The organism is Kitasatospora sp. NPDC056327, assembly GCF_042261735.1.
In the GTDB taxonomy this organism is placed as follows: domain Bacteria; phylum Actinomycetota; class Actinomycetes; order Streptomycetales; family Streptomycetaceae; genus Kitasatospora.
In genome coordinates, this window is sequence record NZ_JBHJRC010000179.1 from 1 (window position 1) to 16,921 (window position 16,921).

Sequence of the window (16,921 nt, forward strand, 5' to 3'; positions counted from 1 at the left end):
GACCCGTGTCCGGGAGGGGGCGTCAGCCGCGGTTGCCGGACATCGCCGGCTCCGGGCCGGCCGGGGCCGCGCCCTCGGGCGCCCCGGCCGGCCGGGGCGCGGCGGCGGTGGCGGCGGGCGCCGGGAACCGGCGGTTCACGGCCTTCATGACCTTGCGGCCGAGGTTCTGGAACGGGATCTCGACCAGCCGGTAGGCGGCGTAGCTGACGATCAGCAGCGCCGCCGTGAAGGCGACGAGCTGGATGCCGCGCTCCTTCCAGCCGACGATCGGCGCGTGGCCCTCCAGCATCCAGTTCATGGCGTGGATCAGCGGGTTGTGCAGCAGGTAGACGGAGTAGCTGATGGCGCCCAGCCAGCTGAGCCAGCGCGGGAACCGGCGCTTGCGCAGCAGCATGCCGATCACGAACACCGCCCACGCCGCGGCGTAGGCGTAGGAGAACGACATCCACGAGCCGCTCCACGTCCGCCACAGGGCCGGGCCGCGGTTGTAGAGGTAGCCGCAGAGGAAGCCGGCGACGGCGACGAAGGCGCAGCACAGGACGGCGGGCAGCCGCTCGATCTGCCCGTGCTCCAGCCGGTAGAGGACGGTGCCGGCGAACATCGTGGCGAAGATCATCATGGTCTCGAAGGCGGTGGACCGCCCGTTGAGGAGGACCAGCGTCAGGCCGAGGCCGCCGAGCATGATGCCGCCCCAGCGGACCAGCTCCGGGCGCGCGGTGGAGATGCACGTCATCGCCATCAGGAGCACCAGCAGGACGGCGGCGACCAGGTGCCGGGTCGACTGCAGGTCCTTGGAGATGGTGCCCAGCGACAGCCACGCGCCCAGGACGACGGCGAAGGCCGCGAAGCCGATCGCGATCGGCGCGCTCCTGCGGTGCCACCCCACGACGAACAGGGCCGTCGCGAAGTAGTAGAAGATCATCTCGTAGGTGAGCGTCCACATCACCCCGATGACGTTGGACACGCCCATCATGTCCTGCAGCATCGTGGCGTTGCCGACGAGCGTCAGCAGCGGGTGGTCGTAGGCCCAGGGCTGCACCACCGAGTACTGGCGGGGCAGGATCAGCAGGCTGCCGACCACGGTGAGGACCACCACGGGGAAGATCCGGAAGAACCGCCCCGCCCAGAACCCGCGGACGTCGCCGCGCCGTTCCAGGGACGCCGGGATGATGTACCCGCTGACTAGGAAGAACAGCATGACGCCGAAGATCCCGGGATCCAGGTAGTACGGCACCCGGGTGCCGTGCGGTATCCAGTAGAACGGCAGCGCGAAGTGGTAGACCGCCACCGAGAGGGCGGCTATCCCGCGCAGTGCGTCGAGCCAGCCGAGTCGAGCCGCCGCGGGGGTGGTGGGGGCGCCCTCGGCCGGCCGACGGTCCGTACGATGCCCGGATACGCGTTCGATCAACTTCACAGGCGGAGGCTAGCCCAAACCGCGCCGACCCAATTGTTCGAAGGCGGGCAAATGTTCCCGGCGGAGCGCATCTTCTCCGTACTGTGACCATCCGCCCCGGGCGGGTCCACCGGCCCGGAGCACACGGGGAGACCCCGGACGTCGGGTACAACAGGGACGGTGACCTCCCAGATCTTCCCCTCCGACGTGCAGCAGTCGCTGGACCTCGTCGGCATCTTCGTCTTCGCCCTCTCCGGGGGGCTGCTCGCCGTCCGCAAGAACATGGACATCTTCGGCATCGGCGTGCTGGCCGAGGTCACCGCGCTCGGCGGCGGCGTCATGCGCGACCTCGTCATCGGTGCCACCCCGGTCGCCGCCTTCAGCAATCTGGGCTACTTCGTCACCCCGCTGGTCGCCGGCCTGGTGGTCTTCTTCCTGCACCCCGAGGTCGAGCGGATCAACCGCGCCGTGCAGACCCTCGACGCGCTCGGCCTCGGCCTGTTCTGCGTCACCGGCACCGCGAAGGCGCACGACTTCGGGCTCGGCGCCGTCGCCGCGGTGGCCCTCGGCATGGTGACCGCGGCCGGCGGCGGCGTCATGCGCGACGTCCTGGCCGGCGAGATCCCCTCGCTGCTCCGCTGGGACCGCGAGATCTACGCGGTGCCCGCCCTCGTCGGGGCCGCGCTGGTCGCCGTGCTGATCGCCCTCGACAGCCTCACCGCCGCCACCGGCACCGCCGCCGCGCTCACCGCGTTCGGCCTGCGGATGCTCGCCCTCAAGTACGGCTGGCGCGCACCGCGGGCCTGGCACCGCAACGGTTCTCGCACCAGCGAGGAGTAGGCGAGCCGCCGTACGCCAGCGAGATCGCCTCCGCGGTGCAGAGCAGCTCGGGCACCAGCCGCACCAGCTCGGCGGGCGACACCCGGTCTGCCGGAGCCGAGATCGCGCAGGCCGCGACCGCCCGCCCGTCGCTGCCCGCCACCGGCGCCGCGACGCAGGTCACCGCCTCCCGGTGGTCGGCCGACTCCGCCGCCCAGCCCCGCCGGCGCACCTCCGCCAGATCGGCGGACAGCCCGTCGCCGGTCCGGCCGTCCTCCGGCAGCCCGGCCAGCAGCACCCGGCCGATCGCCGTCCCGGAGGCCGGCGACCGCCACCCGATCCGGGCCGGCCGGCCGGCGTCGAGCGGCCAGCGCCCGGGCAGCTCGTCCAGGTACAGCACCTCGTCGTCCTGCAGCACCGCCAGCTGCACCGTGCAGCCGCAGCGGTCGTTCAGCGCGGCCAGGTGCGGCGCGGCGACCTGCCGCACGTCGATCTCCTGGAGGGCCCGCTGGGCCAGCGACAGCACCCGGCCGCCGAGCCGGTAGCGGCGGTCGGACAGCCGGTGGACGAAGCCGTGCTCCTCCAGCGTGCGCAGCAGGCGCAGCGCGGTGGACTTGTGGACGCCGATCGAGGTGGCGGCCTGCTCCAGGGTGACCGGTCCGTCGCCGAGGGACCCGAGCAGGGTGAGGGCGCGATCGACCGACTGCGACATTGCGCCCCCCGATTCCTGGTTCCGGTCCGGCCGCGTGATGGTGGCCGCCAGGCTAACCGCTCGTGGACCGCCCGCCGTACCTGGGCTGCCCGGAGGGGCAGCGGCCCGGTGCGCGGTGTCCGGTGGCCGGATCGGTGCGGTGCCGCCGGCCGCCGCCCGGCAGGCCGGTCCGCCCTCCGGCGGGGGACCTCTACAATCGGATGGTTATGCCATACCTGGACCATGCGGCGACCACGCCGATGCTGCCCGAGGCGATCGCCGCGATGTCGGCGCACCTCGGGGTCGTCGGCAACGCCTCCTCCCTGCACGCGGCCGGCCGCCGGGCCCGCCGGGTGGTCGAGGAGGCCCGCGAGTCGCTCGCCGAGTCGCTCGGCGCCCGGCCCAGCGAGATCGTCCTCACCGGCGGTGGCACCGAGTCCGACAACCTGGCCGTCAAGGGCCTGTACTGGGCCCGCCGGGCCGCCGACCCGGCCCGCACCCGGGTGCTGTGCAGCCCGGTCGAGCACCACGCGGTGCTGGACGCGGTGCACTGGCTCGCCGAGCACGAGGGCGCCGCCGTCGAGTACCTGCCGGTGGACGGGTTCGGGCGGGTCCACCCGGAGGCGCTGCGCGAGGCCGTCGAGCGGGACCCGGCCTCGGTCGCGCTGGTCACCGTCATGTGGGCCAACAACGAGGTCGGGACCGTCCAGCCGGTGGCCGAACTCGCTGCCGTGGCGGGGGAGTTCGGCATCCCGGTGCACGCCGACGCGGTGCAGGCGCTGGGCCAGGTCCCGGTCTCCTTCGCCGAGTCCGGGCTCACCGCGCTCACCGTCACCGGCCACAAGATCGGCGGCCCGTTCGGCATCGGCGCGCTGCTGCTGTCGCGCGGCGCGGCACCGGTGCCGCTGCTGCACGGCGGCGGCCAGGAGCGCGACGTCCGCTCCGGCACCCTGGACGCGCCCGCCGCGGCCGGCTTCGCGGCAGCCGCCACCGTCGCCGTCGGCCGGCGCGCGGAGCACGCCGCCACCCTGGGCGCGCTGCGCGACGACCTGGTCGCGGCGGTGCTCGGCGCCGTCCCGGACGCGGTGCTCAACGGCGACCCGGCCGCCGGGGGCCGGCTGCCCGCCAACGCGCACTTCTCCTTCCCCGGCTGCGAGGGCGACGCGCTGCTGATGCTGCTCGACGCCCAGGGCATCGAGTGCTCCACCGGTTCGGCCTGTTCGGCCGGCGTCCCGCAGCCCAGCCACGTGCTGCTGGCGATGGGCGTCGACCCGCTGCTGGCCCGGGCCTCGCTGCGGTTCTCGCTGGGCCACACCTCCACCCCGGCCGACGTCGCCGCGCTCGCCGGGGCCATCGGGCCGGCCGTCCAGCGCGCCCGCAACGCGGGACTGGCGGCGCTCCGGCGCTGAGCCGGAAACCCCGGCGGAATGCCGGGCGGCACCACGTACGCTTGGACTCATCATGACTGACTTCCCGGGTGCCCCGACCGCTCCGTCCGCCACCGGCCGCCTGCGGGTGCTCGCGGCGATGTCCGGCGGGGTGGACTCCGCCGTCGCCGCCGCGCGCGCCGTCGAGGCCGGCCACGAGGTGACCGGCGTGCACCTGGCGCTCTCCGCCAACCCGCAGTCCTTCCGGACCGGTGCCCGCGGCTGCTGCACCATCGAGGACTCCCGGGACGCCCGCCGGGCCGCGGACGTGATCGGCATCCCGTTCTACGTCTGGGACCTCGCCGAGCGGTTCCGCGAGGACGTCATCGACGACTTCGTCGCCGAGTACGCGGCCGGCCGCACGCCCAACCCGTGCCTGCGCTGCAACGAGAAGATCAAGTTCGCCGCGCTGCTGGACAAGGCGGTCGCGCTCGGCTTCGACGCGGTCTGCACCGGCCACTACGCGCGGATCGTCGACCTGCCGTCCGGCGAGCGCCAGCTGCACCGCGCGGCGGACGCCGCCAAGGACCAGTCCTACGTGCTGGGCGTCCTGGACGCCGAGCAGCTCGCCCACTCGCTCTTCCCGCTCGGCGACACCACCAAGGACGTCATCCGCGAGGAGGCCGAGAGGCGCGGCCTCGCCGTCGCCAGGAAGCCGGACTCGCACGACATCTGCTTCATCGCGGACGGCGACACCCAGGGCTTCCTGGCCCGGCACCTCGGCACCGCGACCGGCGACATCGTGGACGTCGACGGCACCAAGCTCGGCGAGCACGACGGTGCGTACGGGTTCACCATCGGCCAGCGCAAGGGCCTGCGGATCGGCCGCCCGGCGCCGGACGGCAAGCCGCGGTACGTGCTGGACATCTCGCCCGTGAACAACACCGTCACGGTCGGCCCGGTGGAGGGCCTGGACGTGACCGGCCTCACCGCGATCCGTCCGCGCTGGTGCGGCTCCGAGCCGCTCGCCGACGGGCGCTACACGGCCCAGCTCCGGGCACACGGGGAGGAGGTGCCGGTCAGCGCCTCGGTGGCCGGCGACACCCTCCGCGTCAGCCTCGACGCCCCGGCCCGCGGCATCGCCCCGGGCCAGGCGGTGGTGCTCTACGACGGCCCCCGCGTCGTCGGCTCCGCCACCATCGCCACCACCGAGCGCCCGGCCGCGACCGTCCGGTAGCGGTGCGGACGGGCCGGGTCCGCGAGCGGACCCGGCCCGTCGTGCCTCAGCGGTGCCGCGGTGTCACGGGCGGTTCAGGACGATCGAGTTGTACGGGGTCAGGTCCACACTGATGCCCACGCCCGGCCAGAAGGTCGGGCCGGTGCAGTTGGTGCCGTTGTAGCCGTAGCACAGGGTGACGCTCGCGTTGTCGGTCTGGTTGTTGACGACCCAGTGGTAGTTGAGCTCGTTGACGAGGTTGTGCGCCCCGTAGGTGGTGTAGCCGGAGGTCACGGTGCCGGCGTTGGCCGGCTGGCCTTCGGCGTAGATGCAGACCCATCCCTCGTCACAGCCGAGCCAGCTGCCGGAGCTGGTCGCGGCGTGGGCGGGGGCCGCGGTGAGCAGGCCCGCGGCGAGGGCGGCGGTGGTCGCGGCGGTGCCGAGGAGGGCCTTGACGCGCTTCATGGGATGTTCCTTCCGGTCGGTGGTGCCTGGCGTGTCTATGGCGAAAGACGGAGTGACGGCGACAACTCGATAGCGATGTTTTCGGCCACCGTGATAGACCGGACGGCACTATGAACATCACGGTCTTCTGCTCCGCGTACTCGCTCGACGAGCGCTACACCGCCCCCGCCGCCGAGTTCGCCCGACTGCTCGGCGCCGGCGGTCACACCCTGGTCTGGGGCGGCTCCCACGCCGGCCTGATGGGCCTGCTGGCCGACGGCGTGAAGGCCGCGGGCGGCCGGCTGGTCGGGATCTCCGTCGAGCTGCTCCGGCACAAGGCCTACGAGGGCGCCGACGAGCTGGTCACCACCGCGGACCTCGCCGAGCGCAAGGCCCTGCTGCTGTCGCGCGCGGACGCGGTCGTCGTGCTGGTCGGCGGGCTCGGGACGCTGGACGAGGTCACCGAGGTGCTGGAGCTCAAGAAGCACGGCCTGCACGGGAAGCCGGTGGTCGTGCTGGACACCGAGGGGTTCTACGCGGGGCTGCGCCTGCAGCTGGAGCGGATGGACGCCGAGGGCTTCCTGCCGCGGCCGCTGGCCGAGCTGATCACCTTCGCGGACACCCCGGCCGAGGTCCTCGAACGGCTGAAGGCCTGAGAGGATCGGGTCCATGGCCTCTCATCTGATCACCGGCGCCGGCTCCGGCATCGGCGCCGTCCTCGCCGCCCGTCTCGCCGAGCGCGGCGACGAGCTCTGGCTGCTCGCGCGTGACGCCCGCCGCGCCGCGGAGCTGCGCGAGCGCTTCCCCGGCGCGAAGACGCTGGTCGGGGACCTCGCCGACCCGGCCAAGCTCTCCTGGGCCTTCGGGCACCAGACGCTGCCGGTGGAGCTGGACTCGCTGCTGCACGTGGCCGGAGCGGTCGAGCTGGGCCCGGTCGGCGACCTGCCGGTCAAGGCCTGGCAGGACACCCTGAACGTCAACCTGGTCGCCCCCGCCGAGCTGACCCGGCTGCTGCTGCCCTCGGTGCGGCTCGTCAAGGGCCACGTGGTGTTCGTGAACTCCGGCGCCGGTCTGCGGGCGAGCGCCGAGTGGTCGGCGTACGCGGCGAGCAAGCACGGGCTGAAGGCGCTCGCGGACTCGCTGCGGCTGGAGGAGCACGGGAACGGCGTCCGGGTCACCTCGGTGTACCCGGGCCGCACCGCCACCGCGATGCAGGTCAAGGTCCACCAGCAGGAGGGCAGGGCCTACGACGCCGGGCAGTGGATCGAGGCGGAGTCGGTGGCCAGGGCGATCCTGGCGGCGCTGGACGCCTCACGGGACGCGGAGATCACCGACATCACGGTCCGCCCCGGCCGCTGAACGGGTCCCGGCGGGTGCCGGACCGGTGCCGGACCGAACGGAGCCGGTGGCGGCGCGCACTAGGCTCGGGCGGGTGAGCAACGGACACCCCTTCCCCGACCTGGTCGGCGCCGCCACCGGCGTCGGCTCGCTGCCCGGCACCGACGCCCGGGAGGCCGCCAAGACGTCCACCGGCGCGCTGGAGCACCTGCCGTTCCTCCCGGAGCTGCCCGCCCGGGGCCCGGGCGCGGACATGATCGGCCGCTCCGCCGGCCTGCTGGTCGAGCTGTTCGCGCAGACCGAGCCGAGCGGCTGGCGGTTCACCGACCGCCCCGGCCGGGACACCCGGCGCGCGCACTCCTGGCTCGGCGAGGACCTCGACGCCCTGGAGGAGTTCACCCAGGGGTACGCGGGTGCGCTCAAGGTGCAGGCGGTCGGGCCGTGGACGCTGGCCGCGGCGATCGAGCTCAGGCACGGCGAGAAGGCGCTCGCCGACCCCGGGGCCTGCCGGGACGTCGCCGGTTCGCTGACCGAGGGCCTGCGCCGCCACCTCGCCGACGTCCGCCGGCGGGTGCCCGGCGCGGAGGTCGTGCTGCAGCTGGACGAGCCCTCGCTGCCCGCCGTGCTGGCCGGCGAGGTGAAGACCGCCAGCGGCTTCCAGCGGCTGCGCGCGGTCGACCGCCAGGTGGCGGAGGAGGTGCTCCGCGAGGTGGTCCGCGCCCTCGACGCGCCCGTGGTGGTGCACTGCTGCGCGCCCCGGGTGCCGCTGCCGCTGCTGCGCCGGGCCGGGGTGGCCGGGGTCTCGCTGGACTTCTCGCTGCTGACCGAGCGTGAGGACGACGACCTCGGCGAGGCGGTCGAGGCGGGCACCGTGCTCCTCGCCGGCGTCGTTCCCTCCACCGACCGGGACCCCGCTCAATCAGCGGCGCTGTCCGACCCGGCCGGTAGTGTCCAGGGTGTCAGGACGTTGTGGCGCAGGCTCGGGTTCGCCCCGGAGCTGCTGGGCCGCCGCGTGCTGGTGACGCCGACCTGCGGGCTGGCCGGGGCCTCCCCGGCCCATGCGCGCCGGGCGCTGTCACTCAGCGTGAGGGCGGGCCAGAGCCTGGTGGACAACCCGGAATGAGAGATTGACGGAGGGCTTGCGGTGGTGGCTGTCGAGGGCTGGGAGGACGTCCCGGCGGAGGTTCGCAGGCGGCACGCGGAGCTGGCGGCCGAGATCACGGACCACCGGGCCCGCTACTACGAGCAGGACGCCCCGGTCGTCAGCGACGCCGAGTTCGACGCGCTGATGCGCGAGCTGGAGGGACTGGAGGCCGGGCACCCGGCCCTGGTCACCCCGGAGTCCCCCTCGCAGAAGGTCGGCGGCGCGGCGACCCCGCTGTTCGCCCCGGTCGAGCACCGGGAGCGGCTGCTCAGCCTGGACAACGCGATGGACGACGACGAGCTCGCCGCCTGGGCCGAGCGGGTGGCCGGCGAGCTGGCCGGCATCGAGTACCACTACCTCTGCGAGCTGAAGGTGGACGGCCTCGCCGTCAACCTCACCTACGAGAACGGCCAGTTGGTGCAGGCGGCGACCCGCGGCGACGGCCGGGTCGGCGAGGACATCACCGCCAACGTCCGCACCATCAAGGAGATCCCGCACCGGCTCCGGGGCGACGACGTCCCGGAGCTGGTGGAGATCCGCGGCGAGGTCTACTTCCCGACCGAGGCCTTCGAGGCGCTCAACGCCTCCTTCGCGGAGGAGAACGAGCGCCGCCGGCTGGAGAACGAGGAGCGCGCCAAGGAGGGCAAGCGCCCCCGGGCGATGATCCGGCTCTTCATGAACCCGCGCAACGCCGCCGCCGGCTCGCTGCGCCAGAAGGACCCGCTCGTCACCGCGACCCGCCCGCTGCACATGGTGGTGCACGGCATCGGCGCCCGTTCCGGCTTCGACATCGACTGCCAGTCGCACGCCTACGACCTGCTGCGCGAGTGGGGCCTGCCCACCGCCCGGCACAACCGGGTGGTCGGCACGCTGGAGGAGGTCCGGGCGTTCATCCGGCAGTTCGGCGAGCAGCGGCACTCGGTCGAGCACGAGATCGACGGCGTGGTCGTCAAGGTGGACGAGATCGCCCTCCAGGGCCGGCTCGGCTCCACCTCGAAGTCGCCGCGCTGGGCGATCGCCTGGAAGTACCCGCCGGAGGAGGTGACCGGCAGGCTCGCCGCGATCAAGGTCGGCATCGGCCGCACCGGCCGGGCGACCCCGTACGCGGTGCTGGCGGAGCCGGTCAAGGTGGCCGGCTCGATGGTGCAGTACGCCACGCTGCACAACCAGGAGGTCGTCAAGGCCAAGGACGTCCTGCTCGGCGACACCGTGGTGCTGCGCAAGGCCGGGGACGTGATCCCGGAGATCCTCGGCCCGGTCTACGACCGCCGGGACGGCACCGAGCAGGCCTTCGTGATGCCCTCGCACTGCCCGGAGTGCGGCAGCGAGCTGCGCCCGATGGCGGAGGGGGACATCGACCTGCGCTGCCCCAACGCCCGGTTCTGCCCGGCCCAGATCCGGGAGCGGATCGCCTTCCTCGGCGGGCGCTCGGCGCTGGACATCGAGGGGCTCGGCTACGTCGCCGCCACCGCGCTGACCCAGCCGCTGGAGCCGGCCGAGGCGCCGGTGGGCAACGAGGGCGACATCTTCGGCCTGACGGTGGAGCAGCTGCTGCCGATCAAGGTGCTGGTGCGCGACCAGAAGACCGGCATGCCCAGGCTCGACGACGAGACCGGCGAGGAGAAGGAGGTGTTCTTCTTCGCCACCACGGCCGGTGCGCCGAAGAAGAACACCGGGCTGATGCTGGAGAACATCGAGAAGGCCAAGGACCGCCCGCTCTGGCGCTTCCTCAACGGCCTCTCGATCCGGCACGTCGGTCCGGTGGCCGCCCAGGACCTGGCCCGGGAGTTCCGGGACCTGGACGCGGTCTTCGCCGCCTCCGAGGAGCGGCTGGCCGCCACCGAGGGGGTCGGCGCGGGCACCGCGCGCTCGATCGTCGAGTGGTACCAGGTGGACTGGCACCGGGAGATCGTCGAGAAGTGGCGCGCCGCCGGCGTCCGCTTCACCGAGGAGGCCGCGGAGGAGGAGGGCGAGCGTCCGCTGGAGGGGCTCACCGTCGTCGTCACCGGGACGCTGGCCGGGCACACCCGGGACGGCGCCAAGGAGGCGCTGACCTCGCGGGGCGCGAAGGTGACCGGGTCGGTGTCGAAGAAGACCCACTTCGTGGTCGCCGGTGACAACCCCGGGTCCAAGTACGACAAGGCGGTGCAGCTGGGGCTGCCGGTCCTCGACGACGAGGGCTTCGCGGTGCTGCTGGAGGAGGGGCCGGGTGCCGCGCGGGTCCGGCTGGGGCTGCCGGCGGAGCCGCCGGAGGAGCCGGTGAAGAAGGCCCCGGCGCGCCGGAAGGCCGCCGCGAAGGAGACCGCCGAGGAGACCGCCGAGGAGGCCGCGGAGGACGCCGTGGAGGACGCCGTCGAGAAGACCGGCGGCGCGGCGGAGGCGGCGGAGGGCGCCGCCGGACCGGCCGGCGGGGAGCAGGCGGGCGGGGAGGAGCCCGGCGAGGGCTGACCCGCGCGCGGAAGCCCCGAATCCGGCTTGTTATCGTCCTGATGCGATGTCACCGGGTGCCGCACAGTGTTAGCGGGCATCGTGCCACTGTGCGGTACCCGGGCGCTGTGGTGCATGTCCGGTTGTCCGAAAGTCTGCCCGTTCGGTGAAGCCGCGCATACCCTGGAGCGCAACAGAGTGTCAGCAGGGGTGGGGGTACCGGCTGAGCCGGACTCCGCGGGGCCGTTCCAGGCCGGGCAGGCCGCCGGCACCGGTGCGGTGCCTCACCGCTAGGCGGCCTGACGGGGCGGGCCCGACGGAGGACTGGGCTTATGGATCGTACGACCGGCGGGGCGCCCACACGCCCGCCGCAGGGGGTGGCGGGCGTCGTCCTGCTGCTCGGCGTGCTGCTCGCCGGTGCGGCGCCGCTCATCCCGCTGGCCGTGCTGGTCTACCGCTACGAGGCGGAACTGCTGCCGCTGTTCGCGGTTCCGCTGGCCGTCCTGGTCGCGGCCTGGCGGATCGCCCGGGACCGGGCGCGCGACCAGCTGACCGATCCGCTGACCGATCTGCCCAACCGCCAGGCGTTACTCCTCGCGACCCAGGAGTCGATCGCCGAGCACACCGAGGGCTACAGCGTCGGTCTGATCCTGCTCGACCTCGATCGCTTCCGATCGCTCAACGACACCCTCGGTCACACCGCCGGCGATCGGCTGCTCGTCCACATCGCCCGCCGGCTGCACCGGGCGCTGCGCTCAGGAGGGGCGGCCGGCAGCGCCACCCGCGAGTCCATCGACGACGTCTTCGCCGGACTGCCGCGGCACTACCGGGGCAGACCGATGGTGGCCCGGATGGGCGGCGACGAGTTCGCCGTGCTGCTGCCCGGCATCGGCTGCCCCGACTCGCTGGAGAAGGTCGCCAAGGCGCTGATCGCCGAACTCGCCGCGCCGATCCGGCTGGACGGACTGCTGCTCGTGCTGGAGGCCAGCGCGGGCGTCTGCGTCTTCCCCCGGCACGCCCAGGACGCCGAGTCGCTGCTGCGTCGCGCCGACGTCGCGATGGGCCACGCGCAGCGCGGCCGCACCTCGGTCGAACAGTACGACGAGACGCAGGACGCCGACACCCCCTACCGGATCGGTCTGCTGGGGGACCTCCGGCGGGCCCTGGAGACCGGTGAGGTGCAGCTCCACTACCAGCCCAAGGTGGCCTTCGACGGCCGGGTGGTCGGCCTGGAGGCGCTGCTGCGCTGGGAGCGCCCCGGCCAGGGCCGGGTCTCCCCGGACGAGTTCGTCGGCCTCGCCGAGTCCAGCGGTCTGATGCCCCGGCTGACCGACTACGTCCTGGAGGCCGCCGTCGGACAGCTCGCCCACTGGCGCGAGGAGGGCCTCCAGGTGCAGGTCGCGGTGAACGTGTCGCCGCGCGACGTGCTCAACCCCGGCTTCGCCCAGCGGGTCGCCGGACACCTGGTCCGCCACCAGGTCCCGGCCCACGCGCTCCAGCTGGAGATCACCGAGCGGCTGCTGCTGGACGACTCCCGGCGGGCCGCCGACACCCTGGCCGAACTGCGCGGCTACGGCGTCGGGATGTCCCTGGACGACTTCGGGACCGGCCACTCCTCGCTGGTGCGGCTGCGCAGCCTGCCGGTCGGCGAGCTGAAGATCGACCGCTCCTTCGTCTCCCGGATGGTCGCCGACGACCACGACGCGGCGGTGGTCCGCTGCTCGGTCGAGCTGGCCCACTCGCTCGGCCTGACCGTGGTCGCGGAGGGCGTCGAGGACGACGAGACCTGGGAGCGGCTGAACTGCATGGGCGTGGACGCGGTGCAGGGCTGGCTGGTCTCGGCGGCGATGCCGGCCGAGCAGGCCACCGCCTGGCTGCGGGTCCACCGCACCGGAGCCCCGCCGGCCGAGCGGCTCGCCGCGGCCTCCGCCGACCGGCTGCCGCCGGCCGTGCAGCCCGCCCTGCCGCCGGTGGTGCAGGCGGTGCAGGCCGCCCAGCGGGAGATCCAGGCGCCCCCGCAGCAGAGTTGGGCACCCATCCGCCCGCAGTGAGCGGTGCCGTGACGGGCCGCGGATCCCCGGCGGGCCGGGCCGCGCGGCGGGGGTGACCCCGGGCCGCCGCCGGTCGTTGGCCGGTGGCCGGGCCGCGCCCCATAGGATGGGGACCACAGACCACGAGGACGGGAGCGCCGGACCGGCCGCTCCCGGCCCGGGCCCGGGGCCGCCGGTCGGCGGATCCGGGCCTCATCCAGAACTCACCCTGAGGATCGCTGCATGCCTGGCATCACGCGCGAGGAGGTCGCCCACCTCGCTCGGCTGTCGCGTCTTGAGTTGCAGGCCGAAGAGCTGGACCACTTCGCCGAGCAGCTCGACGTGATCATCGGCGCGGTCGCCCGCGTTTCCGAGGTCGCCGGACAGGACGTCCCGCCCACCTCCCACCCGCTGCCGCTGACCAACGTCATGCGCGCGGACGAGGTCCGGCCGTCGCTCACCCCGGAGCAGGCGCTGGCCGGTGCCCCGGCCGCCGAGGAGCAGCGTTTCCGCGTTCCCCAGATCCTCGGGGAGGACTGACCGAGATGACCGACCTCATTCGTTACACCGCCGCCGAGACGGCCACCGCCGTCGCCAAGGGCGAGGTCTCCGCCGTCGAGGTCGCCCAGGCGCACCTGGACCGCATCGAGGCCGTCGACCAGAAGGTCAACGCCTTCCTGCACGTCGACACCGAGGGCGCGCTGAGCGCCGCCCGGGCCGTCGACGAGAAGCGCGCCAGGGGCGAGGAGCTGGGCCCGCTGGCAGGCGTCCCGCTGGCCCTGAAGGACGTCTTCACCACCAAGGGCGTCCCGACCACCTGCGGCTCGAAGATCCTCGAAGGCTGGATCCCGCCGTACGACGCCACCCTGACCTCGCGGCTCAAGGACGCCGGCGTCGTCATCCTCGGCAAGACCAACATGGACGAGTTCGCGATGGGCTCCTCCACCGAGAACTCGGCGTACGGCACCACGGGCAACCCGTGGGACCTCTCCCGCATCCCCGGCGGCTCCGGCGGCGGTTCGGCCGCCGCGCTGGCCGCCTTCGAGGCACCGCTGGCGATCGGCACCGACACCGGCGGCTCGATCCGCCAGCCCGGCGCCGTCACCGGCACCGTCGGCGTGAAGCCGACCTACGGCTCGGTCTCCCGCTACGGCCTGGTGGCCTTCTCCAGCAGCCTGGACCAGGGCGGTCCGTGCGCCCGCACCGTGCTGGACGCGGCGCTGCTGCACGAGGCGATCGCCGGTCACGACCCGCTGGACTCCACCTCGATCGACGCGCCGGTGCCGGCCGTGGTCGAGGCCGCCCGGACGCGCGACGTCCGCGGCATGCGGATCGGCGTGGTGAAGGAGTTCTCCGGCGAGGGCTACCAGGACGGCGTGATGCAGCGCTTCCAGGAGTCGGTGGAGCTGCTGCGCGAGCTGGGCGCGGAGGTCGTCGAGGTCTCCTGCCCGTCGTTCACCCTGGCGCTGCCCGCGTACTACCTGATCGCGCCCAGCGAGGCCTCGTCCAACCTGGCCCGCTTCGACGCGATGCGCTACGGCCTGCGGGTCGGCGACGACGGCACCCGCTCCGCGGAGGACGTCACCGCGCTCACCCGCGAGGCCGGCTTCGGCCCCGAGGTCAAGCGCCGCATCATCCTCGGCACCTACGCGCTCTCCTCGGGCTACTACGACGCCTACTACGGCTCGGCCCAGAAGGTGCGCACGCTGATCTCGCGCGACTTCGACGCCGCCTTCGCGGGCGTGGACGTCCTGGTCTCGCCGACCACGCCGACCACCGCCTTCCCGATCGGCGAGCGCGCCGACGACCCGATGGCGATGTACCTGGCGGACCTCTGCACGATTCCGTCCAACCTGGCGGGCAACGCGGCCATGTCGCTGCCCTGCGGCCTGGCCCCGGAGGACAATCTCCCGGTCGGCCTGCAGATCATCGCGCCCGCGATGGCGGACGACCGCCTGTACCGCGTGGGCGGCGCCGTCGAGGCCGCACTCAACGACAAGTGGGGGCACACCCTGCTGGAGGAGGCACCGGCACTGTGAGCAAGATCGAGAAGGCCAAGGCCCAGTCCGCTTCGCTGAAGGGCTGGAAGCACAGCAAGCCCGGCCTCTGGCTGTCCATCGGGACCAGCGCCTTCGGCGCGATCTCGGTCGCCAAGGACGTCCGCAAGGCCCGCGACGAGAGCGACACCCTCAAGCTGGTCAACGCCCTCGTCGGCGCCGCCGCGCTGATCACCGGCACCGCCCTGCTGGTGCGCGAGCTGCGCCGCCTCGGCGACGACGACGTCCTGCTGGGCTGACCCAGTACGCGGGGCCCCGGTCCGCACCCGTCGCACGGCGGGGCGGACCGGGCCCGCGCCACCTAAGACTTTTTGAGTGAAGGGGACGCTGTGAGCGTCAAGAACCTGGTCTCCTACGAGGACGCTCTCGCGTCGTACGACCCGGTGATGGGCCTTGAGGTCCACGTCGAGCTCGGCACCAAGACCAAGATGTTCTGCGGTTGTTCGACCGAGCTGGGCGCCGAGCCCAACAGCCAGGTCTGCCCGACCTGTCTGGGCCTGCCCGGCTCGCTGCCCGTGGTCAACGCGGTCGGCGTGGAGTCGGCCGTCAAGATCGGCCTGGCGCTGAACTGCTCGATCGCCGAGTGGTGCCGGTTCGCGCGGAAGAACTACTTCTACCCGGACATGCCGAAGAACTTCCAGACCTCGCAGTACGACGAGCCGATCGCCTTCGACGGCTACCTCGACGTGCAGCTGGAGGACGGCACGACCTTCCGCGTGGAGATCGAGCGCGCCCACATGGAGGAGGACACCGGCAAGTCCAGCCACGTCGGCGGCGCCACCGGCCGCATCCACGGCGCGACGCACTCGCTGCTGGACTACAACCGGGCCGGCATCCCGCTGATCGAGATCGTCACCAAGCCGATCACCGGCGCCGGCGCGCGGGCCCCCGAGGTCGCCCGCGCGTACGTCGCCGAGCTGCGCGAGGTGATCCGCTCGCTGGGCGTCTCCGAGGCCCGGATGGACAAGGGCCAGATGCGCTGCGACGTCAACCTGTCGCTGCGCCCGAACGGCACCGAGACCTTCGGCACCCGCTCGGAGACCAAGAACGTCAACTCGCTGCGCAGCGTCGAGCGGGCCGCCCGGTTCGAGGTCCAGCGCCACGCCACGGTGCTGACCGACGGCGGCACGATCGTCCAGGAGACCCGGCACTTCCACGAGGAGGACGGCTCCACCACCAGCGGCCGGATCAAGGACAACGCGGAGGACTACCGGTACTTCCCGGAGCCCGACCTCGTCCCGATCGCGCCGTCCCGGGAGTGGGTCGAGGAGCTGCGGGCCGCGCTGCCCGAGCTGCCGCGGGTGCGCCGGGCCCGGCTGCAGGCCGAGTGGGGCCTGTCGGACAAGGACATGCAGGCGGTGCTGAACGCCGGCGCCGTCGAGCCGATCCAGGAGACCGTCGCCGCCGGCGCCCCGGCCGACCAGGCCCGCAAGTGGTGGATGGGCGAGCTGGCCCGCCGGGCCAACGAGACCGGCACCGAACTGGCCGAGCAGCCGATCACCCCGGCGCAGGTCGCCCGGGTCACCGCGCTGGTCGCCGAGGGCAAGCTGAACGACAAGCTGGCCCGCCAGGTCATCGAGGCCGTGCTGGCCGGCGAGGGCGAGCCGGACGAGGTCGTGGCGAAGCGGGGCCTGGCCGTGGTCTCGGACGACTCGGCGCTCGGCGCCGCCGTCGACCAGGCCATCGCCGAGAACGAGGCGATCGCCGCCAAGATCCGCGACGGCAAGATCGCGGCCGTCGGCGCACTGGTCGGCGCGGTCATGAAGACCACCCGCGGCCAGGCCGACGCGGCCAGGGTCAAGGACCTGATCCTGGAGAAGCTGGGCGTCTCGGCCTGATTCCCCGGACCACGCGCAGGCCCCAGGACACGCCCTAAGGCCCGCTTAGCCGCCGGAGGCCCGGGGCCCCCCCGCCGGGCGGGGGGGGGCCGGGCGCCGCCCGGGGGGTATTAAAAAAAAACAGACCCCCCGGCCAATAACAAAGGGGGATGACGGC

The 16,921-nt window shown here is 73.4% G+C and carries 15 protein-coding genes; 12 read left to right on the top strand and 3 right to left on the bottom strand.

From position 1 onward, the window contains the following. Positions 1-22 precede the first annotated feature (22 nt). Positions 23-1,414: an acyltransferase family protein gene (locus ACFCX4_RS23750; RefSeq protein ID WP_376145661.1), complete on the bottom strand. Its 1,392-nt coding sequence runs from the start codon at positions 1,412-1,414 to the stop codon at positions 23-25. A 159-nt stretch (positions 1,415-1,573) separates the two neighbouring features. Here ACFCX4_RS23750 and ACFCX4_RS23755 point away from each other — a divergent pair, with 159 nt between their 5' ends. Then, complete coding sequence (locus ACFCX4_RS23755) at positions 1,574-2,233, top strand: trimeric intracellular cation channel family protein (protein WP_376145664.1); 660 nt, start codon at positions 1,574-1,576, stop codon at positions 2,231-2,233. Here ACFCX4_RS23755 and ACFCX4_RS23760 read toward each other — a convergent pair. Next, entirely contained in the window at positions 2,169-2,924 is a 756-nt protein-coding gene (locus ACFCX4_RS23760; RefSeq protein WP_376145667.1) for an IclR family transcriptional regulator, read from the bottom strand. The two genes, ACFCX4_RS23755 and ACFCX4_RS23760, sit on opposite strands and share 65 nt — an antisense overlap. A 206-nt stretch (positions 2,925-3,130) precedes the next feature. On the opposite strand from ACFCX4_RS23760, the gene ACFCX4_RS23765 reads away from it, so the two are divergent. Both ACFCX4_RS23765 and mnmA read left to right on the top strand, forming a co-directional pair. Further along, positions 3,131-4,312 (top strand): cysteine desulfurase family protein, encoded by a 1,182-nt coding sequence (locus ACFCX4_RS23765; RefSeq protein ID WP_376145670.1) that lies wholly within the window; start codon positions 3,131-3,133, stop codon positions 4,310-4,312. Positions 4,313-4,364: 52 nt separating this feature from the next. Continuing rightward, positions 4,365-5,507, top strand: coding sequence for a tRNA 2-thiouridine(34) synthase MnmA (gene mnmA / locus ACFCX4_RS23770; RefSeq protein ID WP_376145673.1), 1,143 nt, complete (start codon positions 4,365-4,367; stop codon positions 5,505-5,507). 63 nt (positions 5,508-5,570) lie between these two features. Here mnmA and ACFCX4_RS23775 read toward each other — a convergent pair whose 3' ends face one another. Continuing rightward, on the bottom strand, positions 5,571-5,951 hold the full coding sequence (locus tag ACFCX4_RS23775; protein ID WP_376145676.1) for a hypothetical protein: 381 nt from the start codon (positions 5,949-5,951) through the stop codon (positions 5,571-5,573). Between the two features lie 110 nt (positions 5,952-6,061). Here ACFCX4_RS23775 and ACFCX4_RS23780 point away from each other — a divergent pair, with 110 nt between their 5' ends. From ACFCX4_RS23780 to gatB, 9 genes are all read left to right on the top strand, one after another. Beyond that, positions 6,062-6,586, top strand: a complete 525-nt coding sequence (locus ACFCX4_RS23780; RefSeq protein ID WP_376145679.1) for a TIGR00730 family Rossman fold protein — start codon at positions 6,062-6,064, stop codon at positions 6,584-6,586. A gap of 13 nt (positions 6,587-6,599) precedes the next feature. Next, positions 6,600-7,289 carry an SDR family oxidoreductase gene (locus tag ACFCX4_RS23785; protein WP_376145682.1) on the top strand — a complete coding sequence of 230 codons (690 nt, stop codon included), beginning with the start codon at positions 6,600-6,602 and terminating at the stop codon, positions 7,287-7,289. A gap of 73 nt (positions 7,290-7,362) precedes the next feature. Then, a complete protein-coding gene (locus tag ACFCX4_RS23790; RefSeq protein WP_376145685.1) occupies positions 7,363-8,391 on the top strand; it encodes a methionine synthase in 1,029 nt (342 codons plus the stop codon). 24 nt (positions 8,392-8,415) lie between these two features. Beyond that, complete coding sequence (gene ligA, locus ACFCX4_RS23795; protein ID WP_376145701.1) at positions 8,416-10,860, top strand: NAD-dependent DNA ligase LigA; 2,445 nt, start codon at positions 8,416-8,418, stop codon at positions 10,858-10,860. 311 nt (positions 10,861-11,171) lie between these two features. Then, complete coding sequence (locus tag ACFCX4_RS23800) at positions 11,172-12,890, top strand: putative bifunctional diguanylate cyclase/phosphodiesterase (protein WP_376145688.1); 1,719 nt, start codon at positions 11,172-11,174, stop codon at positions 12,888-12,890. A gap of 222 nt (positions 12,891-13,112) precedes the next feature. Next, a complete protein-coding gene (gene gatC / locus ACFCX4_RS23805) occupies positions 13,113-13,409 on the top strand; it encodes an Asp-tRNA(Asn)/Glu-tRNA(Gln) amidotransferase subunit GatC (RefSeq protein ID WP_035845952.1) in 297 nt (98 codons plus the stop codon). A 5-nt stretch (positions 13,410-13,414) separates the two neighbouring features. Continuing rightward, entirely contained in the window at positions 13,415-14,908 is a 1,494-nt protein-coding gene (gene gatA / locus ACFCX4_RS23810) for an Asp-tRNA(Asn)/Glu-tRNA(Gln) amidotransferase subunit GatA (RefSeq protein WP_376145692.1), read from the top strand. After that, positions 14,905-15,165: a hypothetical protein gene (locus ACFCX4_RS23815; RefSeq protein ID WP_376145695.1), complete on the top strand. Its 261-nt coding sequence runs from the start codon at positions 14,905-14,907 to the stop codon at positions 15,163-15,165. Before gatA ends, ACFCX4_RS23815 begins: the two co-directional genes overlap by 4 nt. A 90-nt stretch (positions 15,166-15,255) precedes the next feature. Further along, positions 15,256-16,764, top strand: a complete 1,509-nt coding sequence (gene gatB / locus ACFCX4_RS23820) for an Asp-tRNA(Asn)/Glu-tRNA(Gln) amidotransferase subunit GatB (protein ID WP_376145698.1) — start codon at positions 15,256-15,258, stop codon at positions 16,762-16,764. The last annotated feature ends 157 nt before the right edge of the window (positions 16,765-16,921 follow it).

What these genes read in the sequence shown, in the direction of transcription:
- ACFCX4_RS23780 (WP_376145679.1), top strand. Translation starts at nt 6,062, where the DNA reads ATGAACATCACGGTCTTCTGCTCCGCGTACTCGCTCGACGAGCGCTAC.
- ACFCX4_RS23765 (WP_376145670.1), top strand. Translation starts at nt 3,131, where the DNA reads ATGCCATACCTGGACCATGCGGCGACCACGCCGATGCTGCCCGAGGCG.
- ACFCX4_RS23760 (WP_376145667.1), bottom strand. Translation starts at nt 2,924, where the DNA reads ATGTCGCAGTCGGTCGATCGCGCCCTCACCCTGCTCGGGTCCCTCGGC.
- ACFCX4_RS23800 (WP_376145688.1), top strand. Translation starts at nt 11,172, where the DNA reads ATGGATCGTACGACCGGCGGGGCGCCCACACGCCCGCCGCAGGGGGTG.
- ACFCX4_RS23785 (WP_376145682.1), top strand. Translation starts at nt 6,600, where the DNA reads ATGGCCTCTCATCTGATCACCGGCGCCGGCTCCGGCATCGGCGCCGTC.
- mnmA (WP_376145673.1), top strand. Translation starts at nt 4,365, where the DNA reads ATGACTGACTTCCCGGGTGCCCCGACCGCTCCGTCCGCCACCGGCCGC.
- ACFCX4_RS23775 (WP_376145676.1), bottom strand. Translation starts at nt 5,951, where the DNA reads ATGAAGCGCGTCAAGGCCCTCCTCGGCACCGCCGCGACCACCGCCGCC.
- gatA (WP_376145692.1), top strand. Translation starts at nt 13,415, where the DNA reads ATGACCGACCTCATTCGTTACACCGCCGCCGAGACGGCCACCGCCGTC.
- gatC (WP_035845952.1), top strand. Translation starts at nt 13,113, where the DNA reads ATGCCTGGCATCACGCGCGAGGAGGTCGCCCACCTCGCTCGGCTGTCG.